This is a genomic window from Pseudooceanicola sp. NS-SX9 (genome assembly GCF_057380705.1).
This window is the reverse complement of record NZ_CM170818.1, coordinates 1,674,750-1,698,989: the sequence shown is the minus strand read 5'-3', so window position 1 is coordinate 1,698,989 and position 24,240 is coordinate 1,674,750. Positions and strand designations below refer to the sequence as shown.

The 24,240-nt window shown below is 68.9% G+C and carries 32 protein-coding genes and 1 tRNA gene; 7 read left to right on the top strand and 26 right to left on the bottom strand.

What is annotated here, in order from left to right:
- Nucleotides 1–4: 4 nt before the first annotated feature.
- From AC2ITM_RS08115 to AC2ITM_RS08005, 23 genes are all read right to left on the bottom strand, one after another.
- Complete coding sequence (locus tag AC2ITM_RS08115; RefSeq protein ID WP_486469310.1) at nucleotides 5–2,113, bottom strand: phage tail protein; 2,109 nt, start codon at nucleotides 2,111–2,113, stop codon at nucleotides 5–7.
- Nucleotides 2,100–2,546: a DUF6950 family protein gene (locus AC2ITM_RS08110; protein WP_486469309.1), complete on the bottom strand. Its 447-nt coding sequence runs from the start codon at nucleotides 2,544–2,546 to the stop codon at nucleotides 2,100–2,102. Before AC2ITM_RS08110 ends, AC2ITM_RS08115 begins: the two co-directional genes overlap by 14 nt.
- Before the next feature lies 1 nt (nucleotide 2,547).
- Complete coding sequence (locus AC2ITM_RS08105) at nucleotides 2,548–3,135, bottom strand: hypothetical protein (protein WP_486469308.1); 588 nt, start codon at nucleotides 3,133–3,135, stop codon at nucleotides 2,548–2,550.
- The gene (locus tag AC2ITM_RS08100; RefSeq protein ID WP_486469307.1) at nucleotides 3,132–3,785 is read right to left on the bottom strand and encodes a hypothetical protein; all 654 of its coding nucleotides are present in this window, start codon (nucleotides 3,783–3,785) and stop codon (nucleotides 3,132–3,134) included. The genes AC2ITM_RS08105 and AC2ITM_RS08100 overlap by 4 nt, the downstream gene beginning before the upstream one ends.
- The gene (locus tag AC2ITM_RS08095) at nucleotides 3,782–6,256 is read right to left on the bottom strand and encodes a hypothetical protein (protein WP_486469306.1); all 2,475 of its coding nucleotides are present in this window, start codon (nucleotides 6,254–6,256) and stop codon (nucleotides 3,782–3,784) included. Before AC2ITM_RS08095 ends, AC2ITM_RS08100 begins: the two co-directional genes overlap by 4 nt.
- Nucleotides 6,238–6,528, bottom strand: coding sequence for a hypothetical protein (locus AC2ITM_RS08090; RefSeq protein WP_486469305.1), 291 nt, complete (start codon nucleotides 6,526–6,528; stop codon nucleotides 6,238–6,240). The genes AC2ITM_RS08095 and AC2ITM_RS08090 overlap by 19 nt, the downstream gene beginning before the upstream one ends.
- A 23-nt stretch (nucleotides 6,529–6,551) precedes the next feature.
- Nucleotides 6,552–6,911: a hypothetical protein gene (locus tag AC2ITM_RS08085; RefSeq protein WP_486469304.1), complete on the bottom strand. Its 360-nt coding sequence runs from the start codon at nucleotides 6,909–6,911 to the stop codon at nucleotides 6,552–6,554.
- Nucleotides 6,908–7,354 carry a phage tail tube protein gene (locus tag AC2ITM_RS08080; protein ID WP_486469303.1) on the bottom strand — a complete coding sequence of 149 codons (447 nt, stop codon included), beginning with the start codon at nucleotides 7,352–7,354 and terminating at the stop codon, nucleotides 6,908–6,910. Before AC2ITM_RS08080 ends, AC2ITM_RS08085 begins: the two co-directional genes overlap by 4 nt.
- A 15-nt stretch (nucleotides 7,355–7,369) precedes the next feature.
- Nucleotides 7,370–7,783, bottom strand: a complete 414-nt coding sequence (locus tag AC2ITM_RS08075; protein WP_486469302.1) for a hypothetical protein — start codon at nucleotides 7,781–7,783, stop codon at nucleotides 7,370–7,372.
- Nucleotides 7,780–8,106 (bottom strand): head-tail joining protein, encoded by a 327-nt coding sequence (locus AC2ITM_RS08070; protein WP_486469301.1) that lies wholly within the window; start codon nucleotides 8,104–8,106, stop codon nucleotides 7,780–7,782. Before AC2ITM_RS08070 ends, AC2ITM_RS08075 begins: the two co-directional genes overlap by 4 nt.
- Nucleotides 8,106–8,438 carry a DUF2190 family protein gene (locus AC2ITM_RS08065; protein WP_486469300.1) on the bottom strand — a complete coding sequence of 111 codons (333 nt, stop codon included), beginning with the start codon at nucleotides 8,436–8,438 and terminating at the stop codon, nucleotides 8,106–8,108. Before AC2ITM_RS08065 ends, AC2ITM_RS08070 begins: the two co-directional genes overlap by 1 nt.
- A gap of 85 nt (nucleotides 8,439–8,523) precedes the next feature.
- Nucleotides 8,524–10,617 (bottom strand): head maturation protease, ClpP-related, encoded by a 2,094-nt coding sequence (locus AC2ITM_RS08060; protein ID WP_486469299.1) that lies wholly within the window; start codon nucleotides 10,615–10,617, stop codon nucleotides 8,524–8,526.
- Nucleotides 10,607–12,148, bottom strand: a complete 1,542-nt coding sequence (locus tag AC2ITM_RS08055; RefSeq protein WP_486469298.1) for a phage portal protein — start codon at nucleotides 12,146–12,148, stop codon at nucleotides 10,607–10,609. Before AC2ITM_RS08055 ends, AC2ITM_RS08060 begins: the two co-directional genes overlap by 11 nt.
- Nucleotides 12,148–12,357 (bottom strand): phage head-tail joining protein, encoded by a 210-nt coding sequence (locus AC2ITM_RS08050; protein ID WP_486469297.1) that lies wholly within the window; start codon nucleotides 12,355–12,357, stop codon nucleotides 12,148–12,150. Before AC2ITM_RS08050 ends, AC2ITM_RS08055 begins: the two co-directional genes overlap by 1 nt.
- Complete coding sequence (locus tag AC2ITM_RS08045; RefSeq protein ID WP_486469296.1) at nucleotides 12,357–14,384, bottom strand: phage terminase large subunit family protein; 2,028 nt, start codon at nucleotides 14,382–14,384, stop codon at nucleotides 12,357–12,359. The genes AC2ITM_RS08050 and AC2ITM_RS08045 overlap by 1 nt, the downstream gene beginning before the upstream one ends.
- Entirely contained in the window at nucleotides 14,384–14,989 is a 606-nt protein-coding gene (locus AC2ITM_RS08040; protein WP_486469295.1) for a hypothetical protein, read from the bottom strand. Before AC2ITM_RS08040 ends, AC2ITM_RS08045 begins: the two co-directional genes overlap by 1 nt.
- Nucleotides 14,990–15,131: 142 nt before the next feature.
- Nucleotides 15,132–15,863 (bottom strand): hypothetical protein, encoded by a 732-nt coding sequence (locus AC2ITM_RS08035; protein ID WP_486469294.1) that lies wholly within the window; start codon nucleotides 15,861–15,863, stop codon nucleotides 15,132–15,134.
- A gap of 96 nt (nucleotides 15,864–15,959) precedes the next feature.
- The gene (locus tag AC2ITM_RS08030) at nucleotides 15,960–16,841 is read right to left on the bottom strand and encodes a hypothetical protein (RefSeq protein ID WP_486469293.1); all 882 of its coding nucleotides are present in this window, start codon (nucleotides 16,839–16,841) and stop codon (nucleotides 15,960–15,962) included.
- Complete coding sequence (locus tag AC2ITM_RS08025; RefSeq protein WP_486469292.1) at nucleotides 16,838–17,416, bottom strand: hypothetical protein; 579 nt, start codon at nucleotides 17,414–17,416, stop codon at nucleotides 16,838–16,840. Before AC2ITM_RS08025 ends, AC2ITM_RS08030 begins: the two co-directional genes overlap by 4 nt.
- Before the next feature lie 2 nt (nucleotides 17,417–17,418).
- On the bottom strand, nucleotides 17,419–18,189 hold the full coding sequence (locus tag AC2ITM_RS08020) for a helix-turn-helix domain-containing protein (protein ID WP_486469291.1): 771 nt from the start codon (nucleotides 18,187–18,189) through the stop codon (nucleotides 17,419–17,421).
- Entirely contained in the window at nucleotides 18,186–18,695 is a 510-nt protein-coding gene (locus AC2ITM_RS08015) for a DUF1937 family protein (protein ID WP_486469290.1), read from the bottom strand. The genes AC2ITM_RS08020 and AC2ITM_RS08015 overlap by 4 nt, the downstream gene beginning before the upstream one ends.
- On the bottom strand, nucleotides 18,685–19,155 hold the full coding sequence (locus AC2ITM_RS08010) for a hypothetical protein (RefSeq protein ID WP_486469289.1): 471 nt from the start codon (nucleotides 19,153–19,155) through the stop codon (nucleotides 18,685–18,687). The genes AC2ITM_RS08015 and AC2ITM_RS08010 overlap by 11 nt, the downstream gene beginning before the upstream one ends.
- Before the next feature lie 75 nt (nucleotides 19,156–19,230).
- Nucleotides 19,231–19,491: a hypothetical protein gene (locus AC2ITM_RS08005; protein ID WP_486469288.1), complete on the bottom strand. Its 261-nt coding sequence runs from the start codon at nucleotides 19,489–19,491 to the stop codon at nucleotides 19,231–19,233.
- A gap of 68 nt (nucleotides 19,492–19,559) precedes the next feature.
- Here AC2ITM_RS08005 and AC2ITM_RS08000 point away from each other — a divergent pair, with 68 nt between their 5' ends.
- The 7 genes from AC2ITM_RS08000 (at nucleotide 19,560) to AC2ITM_RS07970 (ending at nucleotide 22,882) form a co-directional block, all read left to right on the top strand.
- Complete coding sequence (locus AC2ITM_RS08000) at nucleotides 19,560–19,886, top strand: helix-turn-helix domain-containing protein (RefSeq protein ID WP_486469287.1); 327 nt, start codon at nucleotides 19,560–19,562, stop codon at nucleotides 19,884–19,886.
- 221 nt (nucleotides 19,887–20,107) lie between these two features.
- The gene (locus AC2ITM_RS07995) at nucleotides 20,108–20,395 is read left to right on the top strand and encodes a hypothetical protein (protein WP_486469286.1); all 288 of its coding nucleotides are present in this window, start codon (nucleotides 20,108–20,110) and stop codon (nucleotides 20,393–20,395) included.
- Nucleotides 20,396–20,498: 103 nt separating this feature from the next.
- Nucleotides 20,499–20,843, top strand: coding sequence for a hypothetical protein (locus AC2ITM_RS07990; protein ID WP_486469285.1), 345 nt, complete (start codon nucleotides 20,499–20,501; stop codon nucleotides 20,841–20,843).
- Nucleotides 20,844–21,074: 231 nt separating this feature from the next.
- Nucleotides 21,075–21,224: a hypothetical protein gene (locus tag AC2ITM_RS07985; RefSeq protein WP_486469284.1), complete on the top strand. Its 150-nt coding sequence runs from the start codon at nucleotides 21,075–21,077 to the stop codon at nucleotides 21,222–21,224.
- A gap of 2 nt (nucleotides 21,225–21,226) precedes the next feature.
- The gene (locus AC2ITM_RS07980; RefSeq protein WP_486469283.1) at nucleotides 21,227–21,358 is read left to right on the top strand and encodes a hypothetical protein; all 132 of its coding nucleotides are present in this window, start codon (nucleotides 21,227–21,229) and stop codon (nucleotides 21,356–21,358) included.
- On the top strand, nucleotides 21,351–21,611 hold the full coding sequence (locus AC2ITM_RS07975; RefSeq protein ID WP_486469282.1) for a hypothetical protein: 261 nt from the start codon (nucleotides 21,351–21,353) through the stop codon (nucleotides 21,609–21,611). The genes AC2ITM_RS07980 and AC2ITM_RS07975 overlap by 8 nt, the downstream gene beginning before the upstream one ends.
- A 32-nt stretch (nucleotides 21,612–21,643) precedes the next feature.
- Nucleotides 21,644–22,882 carry a recombinase gene (locus AC2ITM_RS07970; RefSeq protein WP_486469281.1) on the top strand — a complete coding sequence of 413 codons (1,239 nt, stop codon included), beginning with the start codon at nucleotides 21,644–21,646 and terminating at the stop codon, nucleotides 22,880–22,882.
- Nucleotides 22,883–22,953: 71 nt separating this feature from the next.
- Here the strand turns inward: AC2ITM_RS07970 and AC2ITM_RS07965 are convergent.
- From AC2ITM_RS07965 to AC2ITM_RS07955, 3 genes are all read right to left on the bottom strand, one after another.
- Nucleotides 22,954–23,030 (bottom strand) — tRNA-Pro (locus AC2ITM_RS07965).
- A 53-nt stretch (nucleotides 23,031–23,083) separates the two neighbouring features.
- A complete protein-coding gene (locus tag AC2ITM_RS07960) occupies nucleotides 23,084–23,557 on the bottom strand; it encodes a DUF192 domain-containing protein (RefSeq protein WP_486469280.1) in 474 nt (157 codons plus the stop codon).
- Between the two features lie 61 nt (nucleotides 23,558–23,618).
- A complete protein-coding gene (locus tag AC2ITM_RS07955) occupies nucleotides 23,619–24,155 on the bottom strand; it encodes a cold-shock protein (protein ID WP_486469279.1) in 537 nt (178 codons plus the stop codon).
- Nucleotides 24,156–24,240: the final 85 nt, after the last annotated feature.

Sequence of the window (24,240 nt, the reverse complement as noted above, 5' to 3'; positions counted from 1 at the left end):
CCGTTTACGAGATGAGGACCTGGACCGGCCCGGCGCGCGTCCCCGCCAGCCCCGAGCGGTTGATCGCCTCGGCCCAGTAATACTGTGCCCCGGCGCCGGGGCCGGGATCGGTGAAGGCATCGGCCACGCTGGCCGTGCCGTATTCCACGTGGATGGCCGAGGCATCGGCAAAGTCCGGCGTGGTCGCGTCGTCGTAGCTCGCGCGCCAGATCCGGGTGGCGAAGTAATTGGCATCGTTCGGCGCCGTCCAGGACAGCGCCACGTCAGACCCGTCCGCGACCGCATCGAAGCCCGACAGCGCCCCCGGCGCGGTGGTGTTGGCAATGGCCGTCACCGCCACGGGCACCTCGGGGAACCAGTCCCCGACGCGGCCCGCCCCGGTCTGGTTGCGCACCTGCGCCTGGTACTGCGCGCCATCCACCAACCCCGTCGCCACCCAGCTCGTCTGGCCTTCCGTGAAGGTGTAGGTCTGCCAGTCCACCCCGGCATCCGAGGACATGATCCGCACCTGCTGGTGCAGGCTGCCGTCGGCGGCGTCCCAGCTCCAGGTGATCGCCGCCGCCCCGTTCGAGGTTGACAGCACCGCGCCCGCGAAGCCGGTCTGATCATCCACGCTGTCATCGCTCTGGACCTCGGCATAGGCGGGCCGCTCCGGTTCCTCGGTCGCGGCATCGAAGGCAAAGTCGGCCTCGGTCACAGACCGCGCCTCGATGTCGAAGGTCAGCCCATCGGCATTGATCTGCAGCTTGCCGATCTCGAACAGGGCATCCAGCTCCAACTCGGGGTGCACCACGCGGAAGAATCGCTGGCCGATCAGCTCGAAGCCAATCAGCTTGACCGTGCCGCTCAGCGACCATTGCGCATGCTCGGCCAGGGCCCGGCGCTTGTTGATGCGCGACGCCTGGTTGTGCGAGGTGATCGGGTAGACCTGCAGCTCCGAGGCCACGCGCTTCACGGTGTCATCCTGCACCCAGACGCCCGAGGGCGTTTCCTGGTAGCGGTTCAGCGGCTCGACATACTTGATCGTATATTGGCTGTTGGCCCCCAGATCCTCGCCCATATCCAGCGAAAGACTAATGAAGTCATCCGCTTCCAGCGTCACCTGCGGGTCCAGCCAGCGGCCGACCTTGAAGCCCACCTTGCCGTCGGGCCGCTCATAGACAAAGCAATCCCCGGCCGCGATGAACTCGGCGCAGATGTCGTCCCAGGCCGCATCGTCGGTATAGCTGCGGTTGAAGGTCCATTTGCGCTGCGTGGTACCTTCGGCGTTCGTCACAGTCACGTCGCAGGCGTCTGCTTCCTCGGCCACCTCATCCCAGTCCACCCCGGCGCCCAGGTAATGGACGATCTCATGCGCGAAGCAGAGCGCAAGGTTGTCCGTCCATCCGGTGGCGTCCGTTCGCGGATCAAGGATCTGGTCGTTCATCTTCCAGACCGGCGCATAGGCCCAGATGTCGCCATCGGGATAGACCGTGGTCAGGTCCGACACCTTCACCCGCTTCGCCCAGAGATGCGCGCCGGAAAGCTGCGCAAAGTCGAAGTCCGACGTGATCTCGGGGAAGGCGTCCATCAGCACTGCATCGACCGCCTGCCCGGCCTGGCCGGTGAAGGGGCGGATGTTGCCGTAGCCGTCCATGCTGTCGGTCGTGACATTGCCCTCGGCGTCGATCTCGACCTCGCGGGCCGAGAGATAATGCGTCACCGGCCCCGCCGTGGAATGCGCCGCGACCAGGATGGTGTAATGCCGCCGGTTGTCCACGAACCCGGTGAAGCCAAAGACCCCGCCCGCCCGTACGGTGCCGTAGCCGCGCTGCATGTAGCTGATCGGCTGGGCATAGTTCTGCAGGGTGCTGGCATAGGGATTGCTGGTCTTCGAGGTCAGCTTGCCCGCCACATAGGCCAGCCCCTGGGCCAGCAGCGCCTGGCCCAGAAAGTTCGTCGTGGCGATGGCCGCCGTCGCCAGCGCCGCGCTGCCGATATAGCCCGCATAGAGCGTCGCCGCGCTGGAGGCCGCATAGGCCAGGGCCACGAAGCCCGTCACCGGATCCGCGCGGGCGGGCAGTGCGGTGCTGCTCAGAAGCGCGGCCAGGATCAACCCCTTACGGATCGACATAGTTCATACCCCATGCTGCGATAACCTCGACCAGCGCCGCGTCGCGGGTGTGCACCCCGCCGCCGCGCGCCCCTTCCGTCTTCATCGCCCAGGCGGCGCCAAGGCAGATCCCGCCGACCGAGACCGCCCGCCCCGCATCGACAAAGCGCAGCACGGCGATGTCGCCCTTCTGCGGCGCGGCCACCCGGGCGAGCCCCCCGCGGCGTTCCGCGACATGGGCCACCACGGCCACGGGATCAGAGAAGAACCGCGTCGCGCGCTGACAGGTCGGGGCGCTGTCGTAGCTGAACCGCAGCTCTTCGGCCGGGTCATAGCCATGGCGGTCCGCGAACCAGTCGGCCAACATCAGCATGCAGTCCGATCCGCCGCCGAAGCCGCCCCAGACGAAGGGCACCGACAATTGCCGGTGCAGGAAACGGTAAAGTGGTGTCATGTCATCCCCAGATCTTCTCGTCCCGCCGGTTGTCGGTCGGGATGTAGGTCAGGCTCGGGTTGGCCGCGCCCAAGAGCTGGCCGTGGTCGGTGGTGTTGTAGATCATGCGCCGGGCGCCCTTCCTGAACTCGAACGGGCCTTCAAACGACAGGCTGATCGCGCGGTCCTGCGCCCCCGAGGCGGTGATACTGATCTTGCGCATCACCCTCGTCGCATAGAGGCAGGGGGCGAAGACCGGCGCATACATCTCTTCCAGGGTCGCGAAGGGCTGGATCCAGAAGGTAATCGCCCGCCCCGCCACGTAGTCGGGGCCAAGCGCGCGGATCTGCGCCCCCAGGTCCGGCGCCTCCGGGTCCTGCAGGAACGACAGCGTGACCGACCCGCTGGGCGCGGTGCCGTTCAGCGACATCTCGGTATCGCCTGCGGTGATCAGCGTAGAGCCGACCCACGCCTTGCCGTTGATATCCGTGAAGCGCCCCTCGGTGCCCACGATAAAGCCGAAGTCGCCGTCAGGCGTGCTGAGATTGGCCAGCCGCAGCACCCGGGCGGCCGGTGCGCGGGGGTCGAACCCCGCCGGAAAGAAGCTCATCGTCCGATCCATTCCCTGAAGTCGAGATCCACCGAGGCCACCCCGCTCAGGTCGTAGGCGGGGTTGCCCATCGTGTCGGAGGTCCCGAGGAACACCCCCGAGGCCGCCAAATCGATGGCCGCGCCCGCCGGGATGGCGGTGCGCAGCATCTTGACCTGCAGCGTCACCGCCGCCCCCGCGCCCGCGCGCCCCGTCACCACGAAGGGCCAGTCGTCGTAGCTGAGGTACGCGCCCACCCGCACCGGCTGGCCCGCGACCGCCTCGTTCACGGTGATCGAGGTCGCGCCTGCCGCCACGGCCGCGGTGCAGGTGACCACCGGCCGGTGCGGCCGGTAGATCCCGCGCTGATACGCCTGCAGATCCGCCCGCCAGTCCCGCGCCTGCGGCCGGACCGAGACCGGATCGACCATCGGCACCCGATAGGCATTGACCCGCCCCTCGGCCTGGGCGCGGATCGCCCGCCAGACCCCGATCATCGGCCCCGGCAGGAGGATCGTCGGAGACCCCACCCAACGGGGAAAGGCGTTGTAGACCACCTGTTCACCCCCCGCAGTATCGCCGCCCGCCGACTGGCCGCGCCAGTCGATGTCCCAGTCGACCAGGCTTGCCCGCAGCAGGAAGCGCGGGATGTCGATGATGGCGCGGCTCATACCGTGGTCCCCCGGGCATCATAGCTGCGCGACGCCCGGTCCAGCGACCGCGCGCTGCGCTTGGTATAGACACTCGCCACCTGCCCCGAGGTCTGCGCCACCCGCACATCAAACCAGGGCGAGGCCTCGACCTGGATCGAGGTCTGCCCCGCCCCCTGCCGCGCCGCCCCGTCCGCCATCCGCTTCGAGATGTCGTTCGGGATGATCTGCGTCCCCTTCGGCAGGTTCATGATCTCGCCGCCGCGTTCGTTGACGGTGGTCCAGCCCCCGGCCCAGTCGCTGGTGCCATTCGCGTTGGCGCCCACCAGCGACTTGAAGAGCCCGCCGAGGCTGGCCCCCAAGCTGCTGCTGGCCGCGGTGTTCCACAGGCTGTTGAAGGCCTTGTTGGCAAAGAAGTTCGCCGCGCTGCTCAGCAGGCTCGCCAGCGCCCCCTTGAGGCTCTGGGCGCCGGTGACCAGGCTGGCAAAGGCGCTGCGGCCCGCGTCCTTCACGCTGTCGGTGGCAGCCTTCAGCTTCTGCATCTGGGTAATCCCCTCGGCCAGGCCGCCGATTTCCTGACCGATGGCCGAGGTCGCCGAGACCCCCGCCTCGTGCATCTTCTGCCAGGCCAGCGTCTGCGCATCGGTCATGCCGGCCGTCGCCTTCAGCTCGGCCAGCTGGTCTTTCAGACCCTTCAGCACCTTCGCCGCGCCCTCGGCCGCCTTGGCGCCCGCCGCGGCGCCTGCGGTGCCCGCGGTCTGGAAGGTCGTGTTCAGCTGCCCGGCCGCATCGGTCGTGGCATCGACCTCGGCCCGGCCGCCCGCCATGGCCTCTTTCAGCTTCGCCCAGGAGGCCAGCGGCGCCGTGGCCAGCGCCCCCATCGCGCCTGCGGCCAGCCCGGCATTGCCGGCCGCGTCCCGCGCCGCATCCGCCGCCCCCGTCAGGCCCGAGGTATCGAGCTGCGGGATCGTGTCGGTATTGAAGCCGTCGAGGAACGCCCCCTTCGCCGCCGCCCCGGCCTTACCCAGGGCGCCGGCATAGGGATTGGCGATGCCGCCCAGCTCGACCTGGCCCACCAGCCCGATCGAGAACCGCTCCTTCAGGCTGTCGGGGATCTTGTCGTTCACCGCCCCGAGGAAGCCGTTGATGCGGTCGACCACGCCGTTCAGCAGCACCTCGACCCCGCCGATGATGGCATCGGCGGCGCTGTAGGCGACAGACCCCAGGACAGCCGGCAGCCCGCCCCAAAGCGCCTTGATGGCCCCGAAGGCCCCCCGGTAGATGCCGATGTAGCGGTTCGCGAAGGTCACGCCACCGCTGACGATGGCCGCAAAGACATCGAGGCCAGCCGCCTTGATCCCCAGCCAGACCGCCTTCAGCTCGGACCACAGCGCCTGCCCCGCAAGGCCCAGCCGCTGCAGCGCCTCGGTGCCCAGATCCTTCAGCAGCGCCAGCGCCCCGCTGACACTGCCCGCGCCCTGCACCAGCCGGGTGAACTGCAGGGCCAGCTCTCCGGCTGCAACGACGGCGGCTCCGATCCCCGTGGCGACCAGCGCCGCCCTCAGCCGGGTGATCGACAGGCCGAGCGACAGCGCACCCACCCGCGCCACCACGAAGGCGCCCGCCAGGTAGGTGCCAACGGCCACCGCCGCCGCCCCCGCATAGGCCACGATCCGGTCGAGGTTCCCGGCCAGCAGCGTGACGACCTGCGTCAGCACCCCGCCCTGCCCGCTGTTCCGCGCCAGCATGTCGGCGAACATCTGCAACGAGGGCAGCGCCGCCGTGGCGATGCGATTCCTGAGGCCGGTCATCGACATCTGGATCTCGGTCAGCGCCTTGCGGGTGTCGGCCATGGCGGCGATGGTCTTGTCATCCAGAACCGCGCCCACCGCCTCGGCCCGCTCGCCCAGGCGTTTCATCTCGGCACCGCCGTCCTGCAGCAGCGGCACCAGCTTCGTCGCCTCGGACGAAAGAGCCTCCATGAAGAAGGTCATCTGCTGCTGGTTGACGCCCGCCTTCTGCAGGCTTGAGACGTAAAGCTGCAGCGCCTCGGGACCGGACAGGCGGCGGAACTGGTCCGCCGTCACGCCCACCCGCGGCGCGATCTGCTGGAAGAAATCCGCCATCGGCCCGCCGCCGGTGATCAGGAAATCTCCCACCCGGTCATTCATATCCTTCAGCATGTCCGCCAGCTGGTCCTGCTCAACGCCGACCGTCTGCGCTGCGGCCGCCCATTTCTGGAAGATGGCGGGCGTCGCATTGGCCACCTGCGACAGCCGCGAAATCTCGGTCGCAGCCGATACCGTCGCCACAGTGATCCCGCCAACGGCGCCCACGACCCCGGCGAGCCCCGCCGCCACCTTGACGGAGGTGCTGATCAGCTCGCGGGAAAACCCCGAGGTCTTGCCGCGGACCTCTTCCAACGAGCGTTTAAAGCCCGCGGCATCCAGTCCGAGGACCGCCTGCATCCGGCCTACGAGTGTTCCAGCCATTCCGACCAGCTCCGTTTCTGAAGGGTTGCAGAGAGGGTGCGCAGCCGGGCGCGCTGTTCCGCCGCGACCTCTGCGGGGTCACGGGGATGGACATCGGCCAGCAGCTCGTGCAGGGGCACGATCTTGTCGGCGCGGCCCAGCATGGCGGTCAGCCAGGCCTGTTCGATCAGGTGCTGGCGGGCCGCGCGGCGGCGCGCGGCCACCGCTTCCATCTGCAGCGCGAAGGCACGCGGGGTCTGGCGCCCGAAGGCCTCGGGGGCAAAGCCCGCCATCACCCAGGCGCGCTGCAGGCCGCTCAGCCCGAGCGGCGACGCTTCCGGCGTTTGGGCTTTCCCGGCAGGGCCTTCGGGCCGTCCTTCGATGGCTCCGGCATGGCGGCGCCCAGGGCAAGCATCATCGCCTCGGGGGCTTCGCCGATGATCTGGCCTGCGTCGCGCAGGGTGGCCTCGGGGTGGTGCTGCAGCAGCCCCGCCCAGATCATCATGCGCATGTCCGACAGGCTCAGCGCCTCGGGGTCGCGGTCGATCTCGGCCAGGAAGGCCCCGGCCGTGCGGCCCGAGTGCTGTTCGAAATCCGCCAGCGCGTTGAAGTCGATGCGCATCGTCCAGCTGCGGCCGAGGGCTTCGAAGGTATAGTCGCCGTTCATCGAGGTCATGCGCTGGCCCCCGGATCGGTGGCTTCGCCCGAGACGATGCCGTTGATGCGGAAGACCGCCGTCGCGGTCGCCTTGCCCTGCACCGGCGCCGAGCGGCCGTAGGACTTGACGAAGCCCGCGTAGACCTCGGGGGTGGTGGCACCGGCGGCGGTGATCTCGATCTGGATCAGCTCGCCCACCGCGCGCAGGTAGCGCAGCAGCATGTCCTGGGGGCTTTCCGGGATGTAGTCGAGCGGCGCCGACAGGGTGCCGTTGTCCAGAAGCCCGGGGATATATTCCTTCGTCCGGTTCGGCGAGGAATGCGAGGTCACATCGACCTCATCCGCCTCGCCCGTGGGCAGGTCGAAATCGCCGATGCCCGTCAATGCGGTCCAGGCGGGCGTCGCGCCGCGCCCGATCCGGATCTTGGCGCCATAGCCAAGACCTACGCCCGTGGTGCTCATGTCGTTCTCCTAGGTTCAGGCCGCGCGCCAGCTGGTCACGCGGAAACTGGCGGTGGCGGTGCCGATGCGGCGGGCGCCCTCGCCGTTGACGGTGGTGGTGACCTCTTCCAGCAGGCACTGGACGGTCGGGCTGCTCAGCGCGGCGGTGATCGCCGCCTCGATCGCGGCGGTGTCGGCGTCGAGCTGGTCCTCGATGTCGGCATCGCCCCGCCGCTTCAGCACCACCTGCAGCAGCGTCGCTTTTTCCAGCGTGCCGCCATGGCCGCTGCGGGTGCTGCGTTCCGAGGGGGTGGCGACGCCGATCACCGGCAGGGTCGCGGCGTCGATGTTCTCGGCCCAGGCCGACAGCGCGGTGATGCCGGGCAACCCCGGCGCCGCCTGCAGCGCCGCCAGCGCCGCCGCGCGGTAATCGGCGCGGTAATGGCTCATCCGTCCACCTCGAACAGTTCGCACATGACCCGCGCGTCGGTCGCGGGCGACCCCGAGGGCCAGACGTTCTGCACCTCGTAGGTGCGCCCGTCGCCAGGCCGGATCTGGTCGCCGCGCTTCAGTTCGGGCACCAGGTCGCGGGGCACCGACCAGCTTGGGCTGGTGACCAGAACCGGGTGGTGATCGGGGTCGATGGCCTCGACCGGCATCCGGCGGAAGATCGACTGCACCACCCGCGAGCTCCCGCCCTGCGGCAGGTAGGTGACCGCATCGCCGAAGAGGTTGTTCATGACCCCGGCCACCCCGTCGAAGACCGGCGCCATCAGCGCACCGTGCCGTCCAGCAGGACCTCGCCGGTGTCCGAGGGGTTGGCGGCGGTGGCGGTGGCCGCGCCGACCAGGGTGTTGTCGGTCGCGGTGGTGGTCAGCACCTTGGCGGTGTCGTCCCAATAGACCTTGGCGCCCAGGGTCCAAGCCTCGGCCGAGGTCTTGGCATGGGTGAAGACGCCGCGGCGTTCGATGGTGACGGCCTCGCCCGACAGCGCGTCGTGCTGGGCAAAGCCGAAGAGGCCGCCGACCAGCACGCCGCCGCCAGAGGCGACATCATAGGGGGCGGCAAGCGTCAGGGCATGGCCCGGCTGGATGAAGGTCTTCATCTTGGATCTCCTTGCAAGGGATGCGGAAACGACGACGGGCGGCCCAGGGCCGCCCGTTCGTCAGGTCAGGATTGCGATGCCCGGATCAGGCGCCGGCGTTCTTGTAGCCGCCGCGATAGTTCACGCCGCCGACGCCGAAGTCGTGTTCCAGCGTCATGCGCATACCTTGCGTGCCGAAAGGTTCATCCACCCGCACCCGCGGCGCCGAACGGCCCGCCAGATAGCCATGCTTGAAGTTGTGGGTGCGCTTCTGAGGATCGACCAGCAGATACCAGGAATTGTCCTCGATCTGCTCTGTCACCACGGGGCGCAGCTCGCCCGAGAAGATGTTGATGTCGGCATTCTTCGTCGCCAGCAGGTTCTGCGACAGGAACTGCTTGGCCGCCATTTCCTGCGCCGGGCCCACCAGCAGGATCGAGGGCGCGTTCGACAGGATGTTGCGCTTGCCATCCGCCGCCTTCATCGTGCGCAGCGCCTTGTAGCCCGCCCCGACCGAGGTCACGCTGATCGCGGCGGCGGTGCCGAGGTTGCCGTGATCGGCATGGAACATCGCCTTGCCGTCCGAGAGCTTGGCGTTCGACAGGAAATAGGACCAGAAGGTCGCTTCCTCAAACTCGGGCACGATGGCACCGGCGCTGTCGATCACCGCCTGGATGGCGCCCAGGTCGTCGTTCACCAGCGCCTGGCGCGAGATCGCGAGCCCCGTGGCATAGGCGCCAAGGGCCACCACCTCGGCACTGTCGCCGATGGCGCCGAACTTGATCTCGCCCGCCTCGGTCACCTTCTGCAGCGTCGGGAATTCATCGGCGCGCACCACGTCATGTTCGCGGAAATCGTTGAACGACATCTCGCGCGAGACGGCGGTGAAGGTGGGCTCGACCAGGTCGTAGGTCGAGGCCAGGATGCGGTTGACCGAGGTCGACAGGATGTTGGGGAAATCGCTGGTGGTCTGCATCGCCTGCATGAGGATGTCCTCGCGCTGCGCATAGCCGCCCATGGCGGGGCGTTCGCGCCCCATGGTCAGCGCCGCCAGCTCGTGCATGGCCAGGCCCGCATAGGGCCGCGCGCGATCGTCGGCGGGGGCCTGGCCGGTGAACCGCGCGGTCAGCGCCTCGGTCATGCCGATGACGCGGGTCTCACGGTCATCGCGCAGGATCCGGCTGCGCGCCCCGCCCATCTGGACATTGCCCTGCCCCGGCGCCGCCGAGAGCGCCTGGAGCATGCGCACCGAGGCGGCCTCCATGCTGAGCCCCTCGGTGATCAGCCCGTCCACCATGTCCTGGCTGAGGGCGCCGCTGGCCAGGTGCGTGCGCGCCGCCATCTGGATCGCGACGATACGCTGGCGTTCGGCGGCGATGCCGTCCTGCATGCTGGGCACCGGCGGGGTCACGGGCGCAGCGGGCGGCACGGGGGGCACGGGGGGCACGGGGGCCTGGGTCTGTTCGGGCATCTCTGCCTCCTCGATTGCGGCCATCATGGCCAGTTGCGGGGCGCCGGGAACGCCCCCTTGCGGCGCCACCGGCACCGTCATCGCGACAGCCTGGAAGGCCTGCATCCTCTGCGCCCAGGCCGCGCGGGCCGAGGCCATGGCGACCCCGGGCAGATCCGGCAGATCGATTGCCATGATCCCGTCGGCAAAGCCCTCGGAGACCGCGCGCTGCGCGTCCATCCACAGCTCTTCGCGCATGATCTGGCGCATCGCCGGGACGCTCCTTCCGGCCTTGGCCGCGTAGACCGCGGCATAGGCATCGGCGAGCGCGTTCAGCACCAGCATCGCCTGTTCATGATCGGCCACGGTGCCGAAGGTGTAGCTGCTGGGGTCATGGATCATCATGACCGAACCCGAGCTCATCTCGATCCGATCCGCCGACATGATCATCAGCGAGGCGGCGGAACAGGCCTGCCCCACCACCTGCACGGTGATCCGGCCAGGGTATTCCGCCAGCATGACGCGGATCGCCTCGCCCTCGCGCGGGTCGCCCCCGGGCGAGTTGACCCGCACCGTCAGATCGCCCGTCGCCCCCTGCAATGCCGTGCGCACCTGGGCGGCGCTGAAGGCCCCGGGGCCGTACTGGGCGATGTAATCCTCGGGAACGAGGGTCCCTTCCAGGGCCAGGATGCCCTCCACCACGGCGGGCACCGGACGGGGCGCGCGGCCCGCGTCGTCCTCAATCGGCATCTTCTGCTCCTTCGATTGCCTCTGCGGCGGCGATCCCGGAGAGCGCGCGCATCGCGTCCCCGGGGGCGGCCTCATCATTGGTCAGGTTGACCGGCTGGCCGGCCTGGGCCTGGGCGTCCTCGACGCGCTCGCGCAGCACCACGGCAGGATCGAGGCCCAGCTGGCGCTGCACCCGCTGGCGGCTGGTGATGCCCGCCTCCATCTCCGCGACCAGCGCCGGGACCTCCTTGGTCGGGTCGATCAGCGCGCGGCGCGGCGCCGTCCAGGTCACTGCAAAATCCGCCGGGCCCAGCCGGGGCCGCATGGTCCAGGCCTCGCGCAGCCAGCGCTCGATGCCGCGGCAGAACTGGTCGATCATCAGCAGCTGCTGCCAGGTCTCGATATTGCGGTCCATCTCCATCCGGCCCATGCGGGCCGAGGAGAAGTTCACCCTGCTCAGGTCCCCGGCGAGGGATTCATAGGTCAGCCCCAGCCCCATCGCGACCGCCGAGAGGTTCTGGCGCATGAACTGGTCATAGCCGCCGGGCACCTGCGGCGGCGTGGTGAACGAGACGCTGCGCCCGGGCGGCAGTTCGGTGATCGTGCCTGGCCCCATCTCGCCCAGGCCGAGGTCCCGGGCCCCCTGGTCGGGGTCGAGCGCATCGCCCGCAATCGGTTCCTCGCTGGAGACGAAGGCCGCAAGCAAAGCCGCGATCTTCTGCTTCAGGATCTCGCCTTCCTGGTAGTCGCTCATGTCGCCCAAGGTCAGCATGACCGGGGCGAACCAGCTGATGCCGCGCACCTGGCCGGGCCGGTCGGCGCGGCGGATATGCAGCACATCCGCCGCCGGCACCCGCACCGAGTCCAGCGCCAGGCGCCGGCTGGCGGCGCCGGGGTGCTGACGCAGGATGTGATAGGCAACGACCGCGCCGGTGGGCCCGTATTCCACGCCCTCGACGATCTCGTTCTGACCATTGGCGACCTTCGCCTGGTCAAGGTAATCCGCCTCCAGAAGCTCCACCTGGAACGGCAGCGCCAGCCCGGCCCCGTAGGGCCCGACCCGCCAGCGCCGCCGCACCAGCACCTCGCCATCCTCGACCACGGCGTTCATCGCGGCGCGCTGAAGGCCCGGCAGGGCATGCTGGCCCATGGCGTCGATGGCGACCGTCAGCAGGTGGTCGCGGACCAGCTGATCAACCCGCGCCTTGCGGTCCGGATCATCATGCGAGATCGACGGCAGGATGCCCGATCCCACCACGTTGCCGGTGATCACCGACACCGCCCGGGCCGCGAAGGGACGGTTGCGCACGAAGTCCCGCGACAGGTTGCGCAGCTGCGCCCGCGCCCCGGCGTGCCAGCCGGCGGCATCTGCCGAGCTGAGCGGCGCACGCCAGCCGCTGGTGCGCCGGCCCCGGCTGGCGGCATCATAGTTCATCATCACCGAGAGCTGCGCCTTGGCGCGGATCCTGCGCAGGCCGCGTTCCGGCAGCACATGGGCGATGGTCCGGTCCAGCAGGCTGGGCCGGAACCCGGTGTCGGTCTTGCGTGCCATCAGAGCCCCCGGTTGGTGCGCGGCGTCGCCTGGCGCAGCGCCGGGCGACGGCTGCGCCCGGCGAGTTCTGCCTCAAGATCGGCAATGATCCGGTCCATCTCAGCGAGCGAGCGATAGGAGATCGTCCGCCCGTCTTCGGACAGCTGGGTCACGCCAAGGGCTCTGGCGGTCCGCAGACGCGCCAGCTGGGTCGCTCGATCGACGGACATCAGTCCCTCCGTAGGAAATTGATCTTCTGCGCCGGGCGCTTGCGGCGCGGCGGCATCTGCACCGGGGCCTGCGGCGCCGGACCCTCGGGCACGATGGGCACCGCCACATCGAAGAGGTCGGGCTGGGCGCCTTCGGGCGGGCCGCCGCGTTCGCCGTCCAGCCGGTCCCAGGCCCCGTCCGAGAGGTAGGTCCATTGCTTGAACCGCGCGCCCGCCTCGGCATAAAGCATGGTATCAAGGCCCTCGTTCCTGCGCCCCGCCTCGGCGATGATCCAGCGGCTGACCATGGCGCCGGAACTGGCCCGCTTCAGCACCCGCACCTCCGAGGTGATCTGGCGGTAATACTCGTCCCCCAGCCCGGTGGCGAAGGCGACATGGCCACGTTCCGCCGGATCGGCCTTCTCGAGCCAGCTGTAGAAGTCCGCCTTCAGCTGGCTGACCCCGACCACGAAGCCCTGCTGGCGCTTGCGCCGGGCCATCCGGTCGGAGCGACGGTCGAACTCCATGCGCTTGAGCGCCGGGGCCGAGGCGCTGGTGCCGCCCTTGATCGCCATGACCCGGGTGTAGGGATGGCGCATCGCCCAGTCCCAGACATCCTCGGTATAGGCGCCGGTGTCGATCGCCAGCACATCCAGGCCAAAGCGCCGCCCGGCCCGGGTGCGCCAGGTGGATTTGAGGATCTGGTTCAGCGCCGCGCGGCACTCGGCGGTGCTGATGTGATGCGGGATCACCTGGTAGTCGATGGCCCAGCGGCGGTAGTTGCGCCCGAAGGCCACGAAGTGCACCTCGGTCCGGTCGCCCTGGCAATCGACGCCCGCCGAGAAGATGAAGCCGCAATCGGGCAGCATCCCGCGCGGCAGCGGCTCGGCGACCTCCGGGTCGGCCTTCTCCACCCGATCACGCAGCTTCTCCCAGTCCGGGCCGCGGCTGGCCTGTTCATAGGGCAGCCCCAGAACATCGTTGTAAAACGTCTGTTCGGTCTGGGCATCGGCGACGCTCTCCGGGGTCTCTGCCGTGTCGGTGCTGACCTCGACCCGCCCGGTCCAGCCCATGACCTGGGCGTATTCCAGCGCGATCGAGGCCCAGTCCCGCTGCGGCACATAGGCCCGCCAGAGGTGAAACCCGGGGTGGTCCCCGTTCGGGTTGTGCGCCACCCACCGCCCGGCGGCGACCATGGCGACCTTGTGTTCATGCCCGATCACGCCGCCGCAGGTCTCGCAGGTAAAATGCGCGGCCCGCAGGCGTTCGGGGTCGAGGTTGCGGCGGAAGTTCTCCCAGGTCAGCGGCGCCAGCGTCCCGCAATGGGGACAGGGCACGTGGTAGAACTCCTGCGTGGAGCGCGTGAAGGCCCGCGTCACCCGGCAGGTGCCGACGATCTGCGGCGTGGATACGCGGCCGATCTTGGCATCCTCGAACCCCGCCGCACGGCTCACCGCCATCATCTCCGGATCGCCCTTCGGCGTCATCTCGAACTTCGACACGTCATCCAGCAGCACCAGCCGCCGCGTCGTGCCCGCCAGGTCATCGGGCGAGCCGGCGCTGGTGACCTTGAGCGTGCCGTCGCGGCGCAGGGTCTCCTGGTTGTGCAGCGTGTCGGTCTGCCCGGCCCCGCTGCCCAGCCCATCACCAAAGATCACCCGCAGCCCCTCGGCCTCGCGGCGCAGCGGCATCCACTTCGCCCGCACCCATTCCGTGGCCGAGGAGGAGGTCGGATGCACCACCAGGCTGTCGAGGGGGCCGTATTCGTGCCAGGCCGCCACCGTCGGATTGATGATCGAGACCGTCTTGCCCCATTGCGCCGAGCCGCGGATCGTCACCTCACGCGCGGGATGTTCGGGCGAGAGCACCTCGTGGATGCGGCGCAGGAAGGGGAAGCGTTCGATCTGGAACTGGCCCGGGAAGGGCGAGCGTTCGTCGAACCGGATGTTGCGTTCGCACCAGGCGGTGATGTCGGGCGGCGGCGGCGGCTTCATGGCGCGGGCAATCCCGCGCAGCACTGCCGCCTCTGCCGAAGACAGGAATCCCATCAGCCGTCTTCCTCGCGTTCTGCATCGCTCAGCTCCGCCAGCTCGGCGGCACGTGCCAGGGCGCGGGCCCGGGCGGCCCGATGGTCGCGCCAGACACCCAGCAGCACGGCCCGGACCGAGCGGTAGTCCAGGTTCTCGGTATCGGCGATCTTGCGGGCTCCATCGCGCAGCGCGGCCTCGAACTGGCCGATCTCGCGGGCGACCAGCGCGGAGGCGCTGCGTTCGGCGGCCTCCGCAAGGATCCAACGGCCCTCCTCGCGTTCATTGTCGCGCCGCTTGCGGCGAAGATCCTCCTCGGCGTTCAGGATCCGCGCCAGCTCGTAGCGGTCGGGTTCCTTCGCCGGCAGACCCCGCTCGGGCTTGGGCAGGTCCGCAGGCGTGCTTTCCCCCGCGCGCAGCACCCGCCGGGTCCTGGCGCCATTGCCCAGCATCTGCGCCGGATCGAGGTTGCGCCCGAGCGCCGCCATCGCCCGGCCCAGGTCAAAGCGTCGGCCGCGCCCCTCGCCGGTGAAACAGCCATCGAGGACACCGGCGCGGACCCATTGCGTGACCCGCGGGCGCGAGACCTCCATCCGCTCGGCCAGTTCAGCGGCGGTCACCTGCATCGTCCCCTCCGGTTCGTTAAGCCCCTGCGTTAAGGCTCCAAGTTAAGGCTGCAATCCGGGTTAAGCGGGGCGCGACCCCCGGGGTGCGAATTACCCCCGACACGGGCCTTGCGGGGAAGGACCCACGAAGGCCCGGGGGCCCTCAGCCCCCTGCCCGGCCCGCCTTCTCGGCCGCCTTCGCCAGGGTTCGGCGCAGGTGCACCGGCAGACGCGCCGCGCGGACCTCCTCGGCGCCGTCCAGGAACCCCAGGCGGCGGTCGTAATGCGGCGCGAGCGCGGTGAAATGCACCACCTTGGTGAGGGTGCCCTTGCCGTCCCGCTTCCAGATCCCGGCCGACAGCTTCGACCCCGCACGGGGCACGAAGAAGCCCGCGCGCTTGCGGTTGCGCTTGCGCGCCGCCTCGGTCGTGTTCGCCGTGCTGTCCCGCTGCGCCTGCACCGCCGAGAGCGCCTGGTTGCGTTCCCCCACCTGCCAGTTGCCATAGGCGTTGAGCTTGGCGCCGCTCGCCGGGATCACGCTGCGCAGCTGGCCCGCATAGGCGAGGCGGCTGTCGAGCATCTTCTCCAGCCCGGTCTGACCGCGGGTGCCGCCCGTCTCCTGGATCTTCAGGTAATGGCGCCTGCCCACCGAGGGGCGTTCGATTACGCCGGCTTCCAGCTTCTGCGGTGTCGCCCGCCAGACCATCAGGGCATTCTTGGTGAACCGCGTGGGCTTGTCGAAGACGACGTCCATCCGCGCCTGGACATGCGCCAGTACATCCTGCGCCGTATCGGTCAGCGCATAGGCTGCCGCCTTGTCCAGATCCTTCTTGGCCAGCGCATCGACCCCGGTCAGGAATTGCGATGCGTCCAGCTTCAGCGAGACTTTGAACACGGCACCCTCCGGACACAAAAACGCCCGGCAGCGAGGGTTCGCTCCGGGCGCAATTGGTGATGATGATCCTTCTATGCCTCCGGGGTGATCTAACCGTCAACCCCCTTTCTGAGGGGGCACCAGATCAAACCCCTGCATCCGGTCCAGCGCCGCCCCCAGGGCCACCCTAAGGCCCTCGACCGCCTTGCCGGACTTTTCCCAGCCGTGGGCGTCCAGCACCTCGGTCAGGGTCAGGCCGCCGATGCAAACCTGGTCGACCAGCCGCCGGGCATAGATCGCACCGCGCTTGCGCCCCGCGGGGCGGATCCGGCGGACCTCCTTCGCCAGACCCGGGCCGATGCGGCGGTGCCAGAGCCTAAGCTGTTCGAAATCCCGGAAGATCGCCGCCTCGCGGTCCCCGGCCGTCCCGCCGGAACGGCTCAGGGTCTCGAAGGAGGAACAGCGCACGCCGCTGGCGGCACAGCGTTCGGTCAGCGCGGCATAGTCCCGCGCGACCGCAACCTGCCCGACCGAGAACGGCGGCACAAACGCCGGGGCAACGAAGTCCCTGCGACCCGCCGCCTGCCCTTCCGCAACCGCCTGCGCGTGGGCCTCCCGCGCCAGCTTCACCTTGCGGGGATGCGCGCGCAGCGCCTGGGCTTCCATCAGATCGAAGGCATCGGCGGTGCGGGCGGCGCGGTGGCCGTCGTGACCGGCGGCGTGGCGGGTGAAGCGGCCGTCGGGCTCGGCCTCCATCCGCACCGGCTGGACGGCGATCATCGGGCCGCGGGCGGGGGCGACGGGGATCTCGGGGCCGCAGGCTGCGGGCGGGGTGGCGCGGGAGAGGATCTCGGCCACCACGCGGTCCGAGGTGCGGATCCGGTCGGCGGCAAAGCTCGCGGGCCAGGTGTCGACCCAGGCGGTCTGGCGGGCATCGACGTAGACCGTGCGGGTCGGGCCGATGCCGGGGCGGCGGGGGAAGGAGGGGCGGATGCTCATGGGCGGGTCTCCGGGATCAGGGTGCGGGCGCGGGCGTCGTCGCGGGTGTAGGCGTCAAGCCAGGCGAGGTCGGCGGCATCGAGGCGCCAGCCGCGGGCCTGCTTGTCGCGCAGCCGTGCCAGGCGGTCGGCGGCGTCGCGGGACTGGTCGGCGATGCGGCGGCGTTCGGGGTCGTTCATCGGCGGCCGGTGGTGGCGCAGCCAGAAGCGGTACTCGGCCACCAGGCGTCCCTCGACCAGGGCCTGCCGGCCGGCCAGGCTGCCAAACCAGCTGGCCAGCCCCGGCAGCTCGTGCAGGGGGCGCGGCTGCGCGAGCTGGGCAAAGGCCACGAAGGTCGCGTGCACCGGCCAGAAGCGGCGGGCGCTGCCCTCGCCCTTGTCGCGCAGGGCCTCGCAGAGGCGCGTGAGGTTCGCGTCGCTCAGATAGGCCAGGTCGTCGGCAATTCGGTCGAGGCGCTTTTGCCCGTCCTCGGCCGCGGTGGCCTTCGGAAAGCGAAAGCCCATCTCGGCCAGCGGCACCAGCAACAGGCGGCGCACGCGGGCGCGGTTCGTCTCGGGTTGGGTGTGTGCGTCCATTCTCAGCCCCTTTCCTCGATCAGGCCATGAGCCCGCAGCTCGGGATCCGGCAGATGTCCTTCGGCCCGCAGGCAGGCGCGCACCCGGCCCGAGACCGCCTCGGGGCGGATCGCGCCGCCCTGGCGGATGTGGCGGGCGATGTCCTGGGCCTCGGCGCGTTCATCGGCGGTGAAGAACCCGGGGCCCCTCGCGGGTGCGCGGGCCCGCGCGGGGGCGCGCAAGGTTCCCTTCGGGTTATATTCAGGTTCGTGTCCGACCGTCCGGACACGGGATTGGCCAAAATCCGGACACGGCTTTGCCCGTTTTCCGGACACGGCTCGGCCCGTTTTCCGTGTCCGGATTTCGGACACGGGGGCCGCTTTTCCCTTGTTTTTCCGTGTCCGGTTTTCGGACACGGCATCGCCCTCTTCCCCTGTCCGATTTCCGGACACGGGGGTTTGGTCCGCCTCGGCCCCTGTCCGGATTTCGGACACGGGCTGCGCGGCGGCCTCCTCCTGGAAATCACAGCCCAGCAGATAGAGGCTGGAGAGCTGCTTGCGCGTCTGCTTGTCCGAGCGCTGCACCCGGCGGATCAGGTCCAGGCGTTCCAGCTCGTTCAGGTGTACGTTGACCGTCGAACGGCTGATGCAGCACTCCTCCGCCAGGGTCTGCTGCGAGGGGTCGCAGCGGCGGGTGTACTGGTTGTGGCAGTTGGCCAGGAAGACCAGCACCAGCTTGGTCGCCGGTTTCAGATCCCGCTGGGCGAAGGCCCAGTTCATTGCCTCGATACTCATGCTTGGGGGTCCCGATGGTCTGGGGCGGCCTGGCCGTGGCCGGTCCGCAAGGGGAAAGGCGCCGGGTCCGAGGACAGCAGCGCAAGCGTCAGGTTGTGGCGGATGGCCCAGGCGGCGACGCCCCAGACCTCGGCCGAGCGGCGCCAGCCCGCGACCTGCGGCACGACAACCGCGGCACTGGCGAGCAAGAGGCGCAGAGACCAGGCCGACCAGAAGGCGGGGTGCCGGGGGATCTCGGCCAGCGGCCCGGGGGCGGCGGTCATCGCCGCGGCCATGGTCAGGGGCGACAGCGCGGTGATGCCCCGGGCGGCACAGAGGCCGCACCAGAGCGTCGCCTCCTCCGCCGGATCGCCGGGGCGGCCGGGCGTTGCCAGATAGGCCACCCGGCCCCGCAGATGCGCAGCCGCCACATCCAGCGGCGCCGCGATCAGCAGCCCGGACCCGAGCGCCCTTTCGCAAAGCCCCGCCCAATCGGGCGGTGCGCCGCGGCTCAGCTCAAGCCCCATCGCGCAGCCCCCGGGGATGCAGCACCACCGCGCCGGTCATCTGCGCCAGCATGGCGTCATAGGCCGCCAGGGCCCGCCCCGCCCGGTCCACCACATCGGCGGTTTCCTTGCGGGCGCGGATCAGCGTCTCGCGCGTCGGGCCGGTTTCGGCATGGGCCATCGCCTCGACCATCTCGGTCGCCTCGCGCAGGTGGTCGAGGTGACTGCCCACCCCGGCCTCGGCCTGGGCATGGGCCACGGCGCGGGCGCGGAAGGCGTGGAAACAGCGGTTGCCGGTGGCATCCTCCAAGGCATAGGCCCAGGACAGAGGGACCTCAGCATGGCCATTGGCGATCTTCGACACGGTGCCGATGCTGACCTGATGACCAACGGCGGCCGAGATCGCCGCCTGCGCGGCATCCACCCCGCCCAGCTGCTGCACCAGGCTCTTGAACATGTGCGAAAACAGGTCGTGTGGCATGAGAAAGCTCTTTTTCTTCAAGTTTTGACCAGTGGAACCGAAGACGGTTCCAAGGGAGGCGGCATGGCGCGCAGATCACGGGGACAGGGCATGGGTCGCTCCCACAGGGGCGCCGCCCGCATCGGCGGCAGCCACCCGGCAGAGGTCTTCTGCCTGCAATGGGATGCTCCGACGACCGGCGGCGCTCAGAATGGCAAGGAAGAATTCGGCCCGGATCTTGCCCGCGGGCGCGGCCCACTTGTGCACGCGCACCAAACTCACCCCGAGGTCGGACGCGAAGTCCGACCGCGAGGGCCAAAGGCCGATGACATCACGAAACGTGGACAAATCTTCCATAACGCTTCGTTAATGGACGTTTCTTCCATGCGTCAAGGATGGAAATATCTTCAATGGAAGATTTTCCCATGAGCCCGATGATGCAGGCACTCTCCCACACGAGCATGAGTGACCACATGAACACCTTCGACCCCGAAGAAGTCGGAAAGCGTCTCGTGCGCCTGCGCGAATATCTGGACCTGAACCAGGGAGAGTTTGCCGACTCGGTCGGAATCGACCGTTCCAGCTACTCGAAAATCGAGCGGGGCTCTAAACCTCTAAAGGCTGAAATGGCTTACGCCATATCTGAAAGGTGGGGCGCCTCTATGGACTTCCTCTATCGGGGGCGCCTGACGGATTTGCCACACAGGATGGCAGAAGCCCTCATGGCTAGTCGCCCGGGCCAGAAGCGGTAAACCGCGTCGATCGACACTCCCAAGAAATTTGCTGCCAGAAAAAGCAGCCTCTCCTCCAGCCCATACCCCCTCCGCATTCCGCCCCTCAAGAACAAAAAATGAACCGAGACCTTTTGCCCGATTCTGTAGCAGGAATGCAATGGGCGTTTTTTCCATTTATGTGTTGACTGTGGAAGTTTCTTCCACAAATGATGCGACCATCACCCCCGATGGAGACGCCCATGCCCCTGCCCGATCCCCTCGACTGCCGCGCCCTGCTCGGCACCCCTGAGCTGGTGGCGGATTGCCCCCGGATCGCCCTCGCCGCCTGGTCCAGCGCCAAGGCGGCGCGTGGCCAGGCGATCACGCCGGAGCGTCTGACCCGGCTGGCTCCGGCCCACCTGATCGATGCCCCCACCCGCCCCGGCACCCTGGCCGACCAGATCGAACCCCATGCCCAACGCGCCCTGCTGCGCGTGCGCGAGATCATGGCCCGCCGCGGCCTGAGCGGGGCGCCGACATGCTGCTGACCTGCTGCAAGACCGGCCGCTGGTGGCGCTGCTGCGATACGCCCGAGGCCTTCCGCACCGCCCGCGACAAGGGCCTGGTCGATTACCAGATCGAGGCGCTGCCATGACCCCTCTGCACGATCCCCTCGCCCAGCTGCTGCGCAGCCTCGACGGCCGGTCGGCCTCGGAACGCGACGACACGCTGGCGAATGCCGCCATCGAGACCGGCGGCACCTTCGCCGAAGGCGCCCTCGGCAGCTTCCGCATCGACCTGCTGGGCGTGCGCGCCCACGGCCGGACCCGGCCCCAGGCCGTCGCCCGCTGGGCGGACCGCGCCCGGGCGCTGGTGCACCATGACACCGATGTTTCGATCACCACCACCGGCCATCATCCCCATGCCGGGCGCAGCTTTCCCGCCCGGGTGACGCTCTGCCGCGATGGCGTTGCGCTGACCTACACCCCCGCCTGATCCACGCCGGCCCCGCCGCCCGACAACGCCCCCGCGGATGCGGCCGGGCGGCGGCCGCCCCATGCCCGGAGATACCCCATGAAGATCCTGATCGGCTGCGAGACCAGCGGCACGATGCGCCGCACGGCCGATGCCGCCGCCCGCCAATGGGGCGACCACGCCCTGCACCAGGCCGCCTGACCCGCCATGGCCCCTTCCGCACGCCGGCAGCCCCGGCAGAAAGGCTCGAAGATGTTCGACGAATACACCCGCCTCAAGACCGCCAAGGACCAGGCCCAGCAGCTGGCCGACGAAAGCGACAACCGCCACGTCCGCCGGGTCTGCACCGCCCTCGCCATCGAAATGCGCAAGATGCTGCGCGACATGAAACGGGAGTTCTGAGGATGCACCGCAACGAAGACCCCCAAGGCCCCGAAGCCCGCCGCGACCTGACCCCCGGGATCGCCGTGCTCTTCGCCTTCCTCGCCGCCGCGCTCATTGCCGCCGCGACCGGGCTCGGGGGCGCACATGGCTGATCACTCGCTGACTGCCGAGGCCGCCTGCGGCAGTTCCAAATGGGCGGCGCAGTTCCTGGGGCTCAGCCCGGGCGCCTTCTCGGACCGGCGCCGGACGCTGGAGGCCAAGGGCTTTCCCCAGCCCGACCCGCTGCTGAAACTGTACATCAAGGCCGATGTCATGGCCTGGCTTGAGACCCGCCGCCGCATCCGGGACGGCGACAAGATGCCCCAGGACGGCGAAAGACCCCGCCTCAACCTCGGCGCGCTCTGACCTGCGCATTTCTTCAGAACGAAAGTGAACCAATGGCTTACAAGGAAGCCCTGTGGGACGGGTCCGACCCGTCCTATGCCCCGGGTGCGGTCAGGGGCCGCAACTACTGGTACTGGAAGCCCAGCGGCAAGTTCCGCCAGATGGGCTACCCCAAGACCTCGGTGCGGCTGACCGGCGAACACGGTGACGGCCAGGACCTGCTGCGCGCCCGCGAATGCCGCGAGCTGACCCGAGAGATGCTGGCCTTTTTCGGCGTCTCCATCGACAAGCACGAACCGGGCACCTGGGGCTGGCTGATCCACCGCTACAAGACCGACCGGCACAGCCCGATTCACGGGGTCAAGCAGAACACCCGCGAGGGGTATCTCTGGGCGCTGGATCGCTGGGATGCGGTCCTTGGCCATGTGCTGGTGTCGAAGACCGATTACGTGATGATCTGCGACCTGCGCGACGCGATGAAGGCGAAGGGCAGGAACGACGGCTATGTCTCAAGGATGTTCGACCGGCTGCGGACGGTCGCCAAATACGGCAAGTTGGTGAAATACGCCCCGGCCCGCGAGGTGTCCGAGATCCTGGGCGACATGCGCTTTCAGTCGGCGCCGCGGCGCTCGGTCACGCCCACCCGCGCGCAGATCCGCGCCATCGTGGACGAGGCCGACGCCCGGGGCCTGTTCGGTTTTGCGACCGGGCTGCTGATCCAGTGGGTCTTCTGCCTGCGCGCGGTCGATGTGCGCGGCCAGTGGCTGGAATGCGATGCGGATGCCCCCGGCATCGTCCGCAAGCGCCCGCGCGACCGCAAGAACCGGCACCTGCCCGACAGCCACGAACGCTGGCAGGACGGGCTGACCTGGGACATGCTGGACCCCGGGCTGACCTGTTTCGAGAAGGTGATTTCCAAGACCGCGAAATCCATGCCCGACCCGATCCGCTTTGCCCTGACAGACACGCCCGAGATTCGCGCCCGCCTGTCGATCCTGGCGCTGCGCGGCCGCAGCGGGCCGGTGATCACCAGCGAACGCACCGGCCTGCCCTATACCCGCTATGGCTGGAGCCAGGTCTACCGGCGCATCCGCGACGATCTGGGCCTGCCGAAGGAGCTGACGGTGATGGATACCCGCGCCGGCGCGCTGACCGAGGCCAAGAACCTGGGGGTGGATCCGTTCATTCTGCGGGACGCCGGACAGCATCTGCACGTCTCGACCACCGACCGCTATGCCCGTGGTCGAAGCGAGTCGATTGCCAAGGTGGTGAAGCTGCGCAGCGGCAGCTGACGCTTTCGTCACAACGGCCGTCACAACGGCACCAAATGTCACAACGGAAGCTTCCGTAAGTCTTTGATTTATGGTCGGGGCGGCGAGATTCGAACTCACGACCCCCTGTACCCAAAACAGGTGCGCTACCAGACTGCGCTACGCCCCGGACCATTCCCTCCTCTAACGAAGCAAAACGGGATTGAAAAGAGCGAAGCTGCGTCAGCCGTCGCAACGCCAGGCCGCCACCTTCTGATCCAGCAGCGGGCTGCGCATTACCGTGCCGGGCGCAATCCCCATCCGGTCCGCCAGCCCGCCGTTGATTTCCAGCACATACTGGCTGCCAGGCGCACCCATCAGATTGGTCTCGTCGCCCGGACGCGCCCGCTTGGCGATCGAACGCACCGTCCCCGCCGGATCCAGGAAAATGATATCCAGGGGAATCAGCGTGTTCTTCATCCAGAAGGCAATCACCGGCTGCGGCCGGTCGTAGACGAACAACATCCCCGCCCCGGCATCCAGGTGGGGGCGCTCCATCAGGCCATGGGCGCGCGCTTCGGGACTGTCCGCGACCTCGACCGAAAAGCGCATGACGCCGCCCGGGCCCTTCAGCTCGACCCGGTCCGCACGGCAGGCCGCACCCGCCGTTCCCGCCAGAACCGCCAGCACAAGGGCTGCGGCACCGATCTTCCACATGTTCAGAAACTCCCGCGGGACCAACCCGCCGGACGCCAAGGTGGCATCCAGCGGGAAAAGGTCAATGGGTCGCGGTTTCCCAGGCGCAGATCTCGGTCGCCATCAGGCCACGCTTGCCGTCGATGATCCGCAGGGCCACGGCCTCGCCCGGCGACAGATCCCCCAGCCCCGAGGCCCGCAGAACCTCGACATGGACGAAGATGTCCTCGTCTCGTCCAAAGATGTTCGCAAAGCCGAAACCCTTCGCCTTGTCGAACCATTTGACCCGTGCCGGCATCAGCGGCACCGATCGGATCTGATCCTGGTCCAGCGCCCTGAAGTCCTCCAGCGCCGCCTTGTCCGAATTCTCTGGCGGAAGGATCTCGATCACCTCGATCGCCTGCACCCCCCGCGGCGTCACCTGAGAAACGAGCTCTACCCTCGCGCCGTCGGCCACCGTGCTTTGTCCGAAATTCCGCAGCACATTCGCGTGCAGCAAGATATCCGGACCGCCCTCCTCGGCCACCACGAATCCGAAGCCCCTCGCCGGATCGAACCACTTCACGCGGCCGGTCACGGTCCGGGCATCCTGGTCGTGCATAATCACACCCAACTCCATAATTTTCAGAGGGCGGCCCGCTGTCCCGACGCGCCTCCCCCTGCCCAAATACAGGCCGCAAACGCGGCTAGCCCCTCCCCCAACG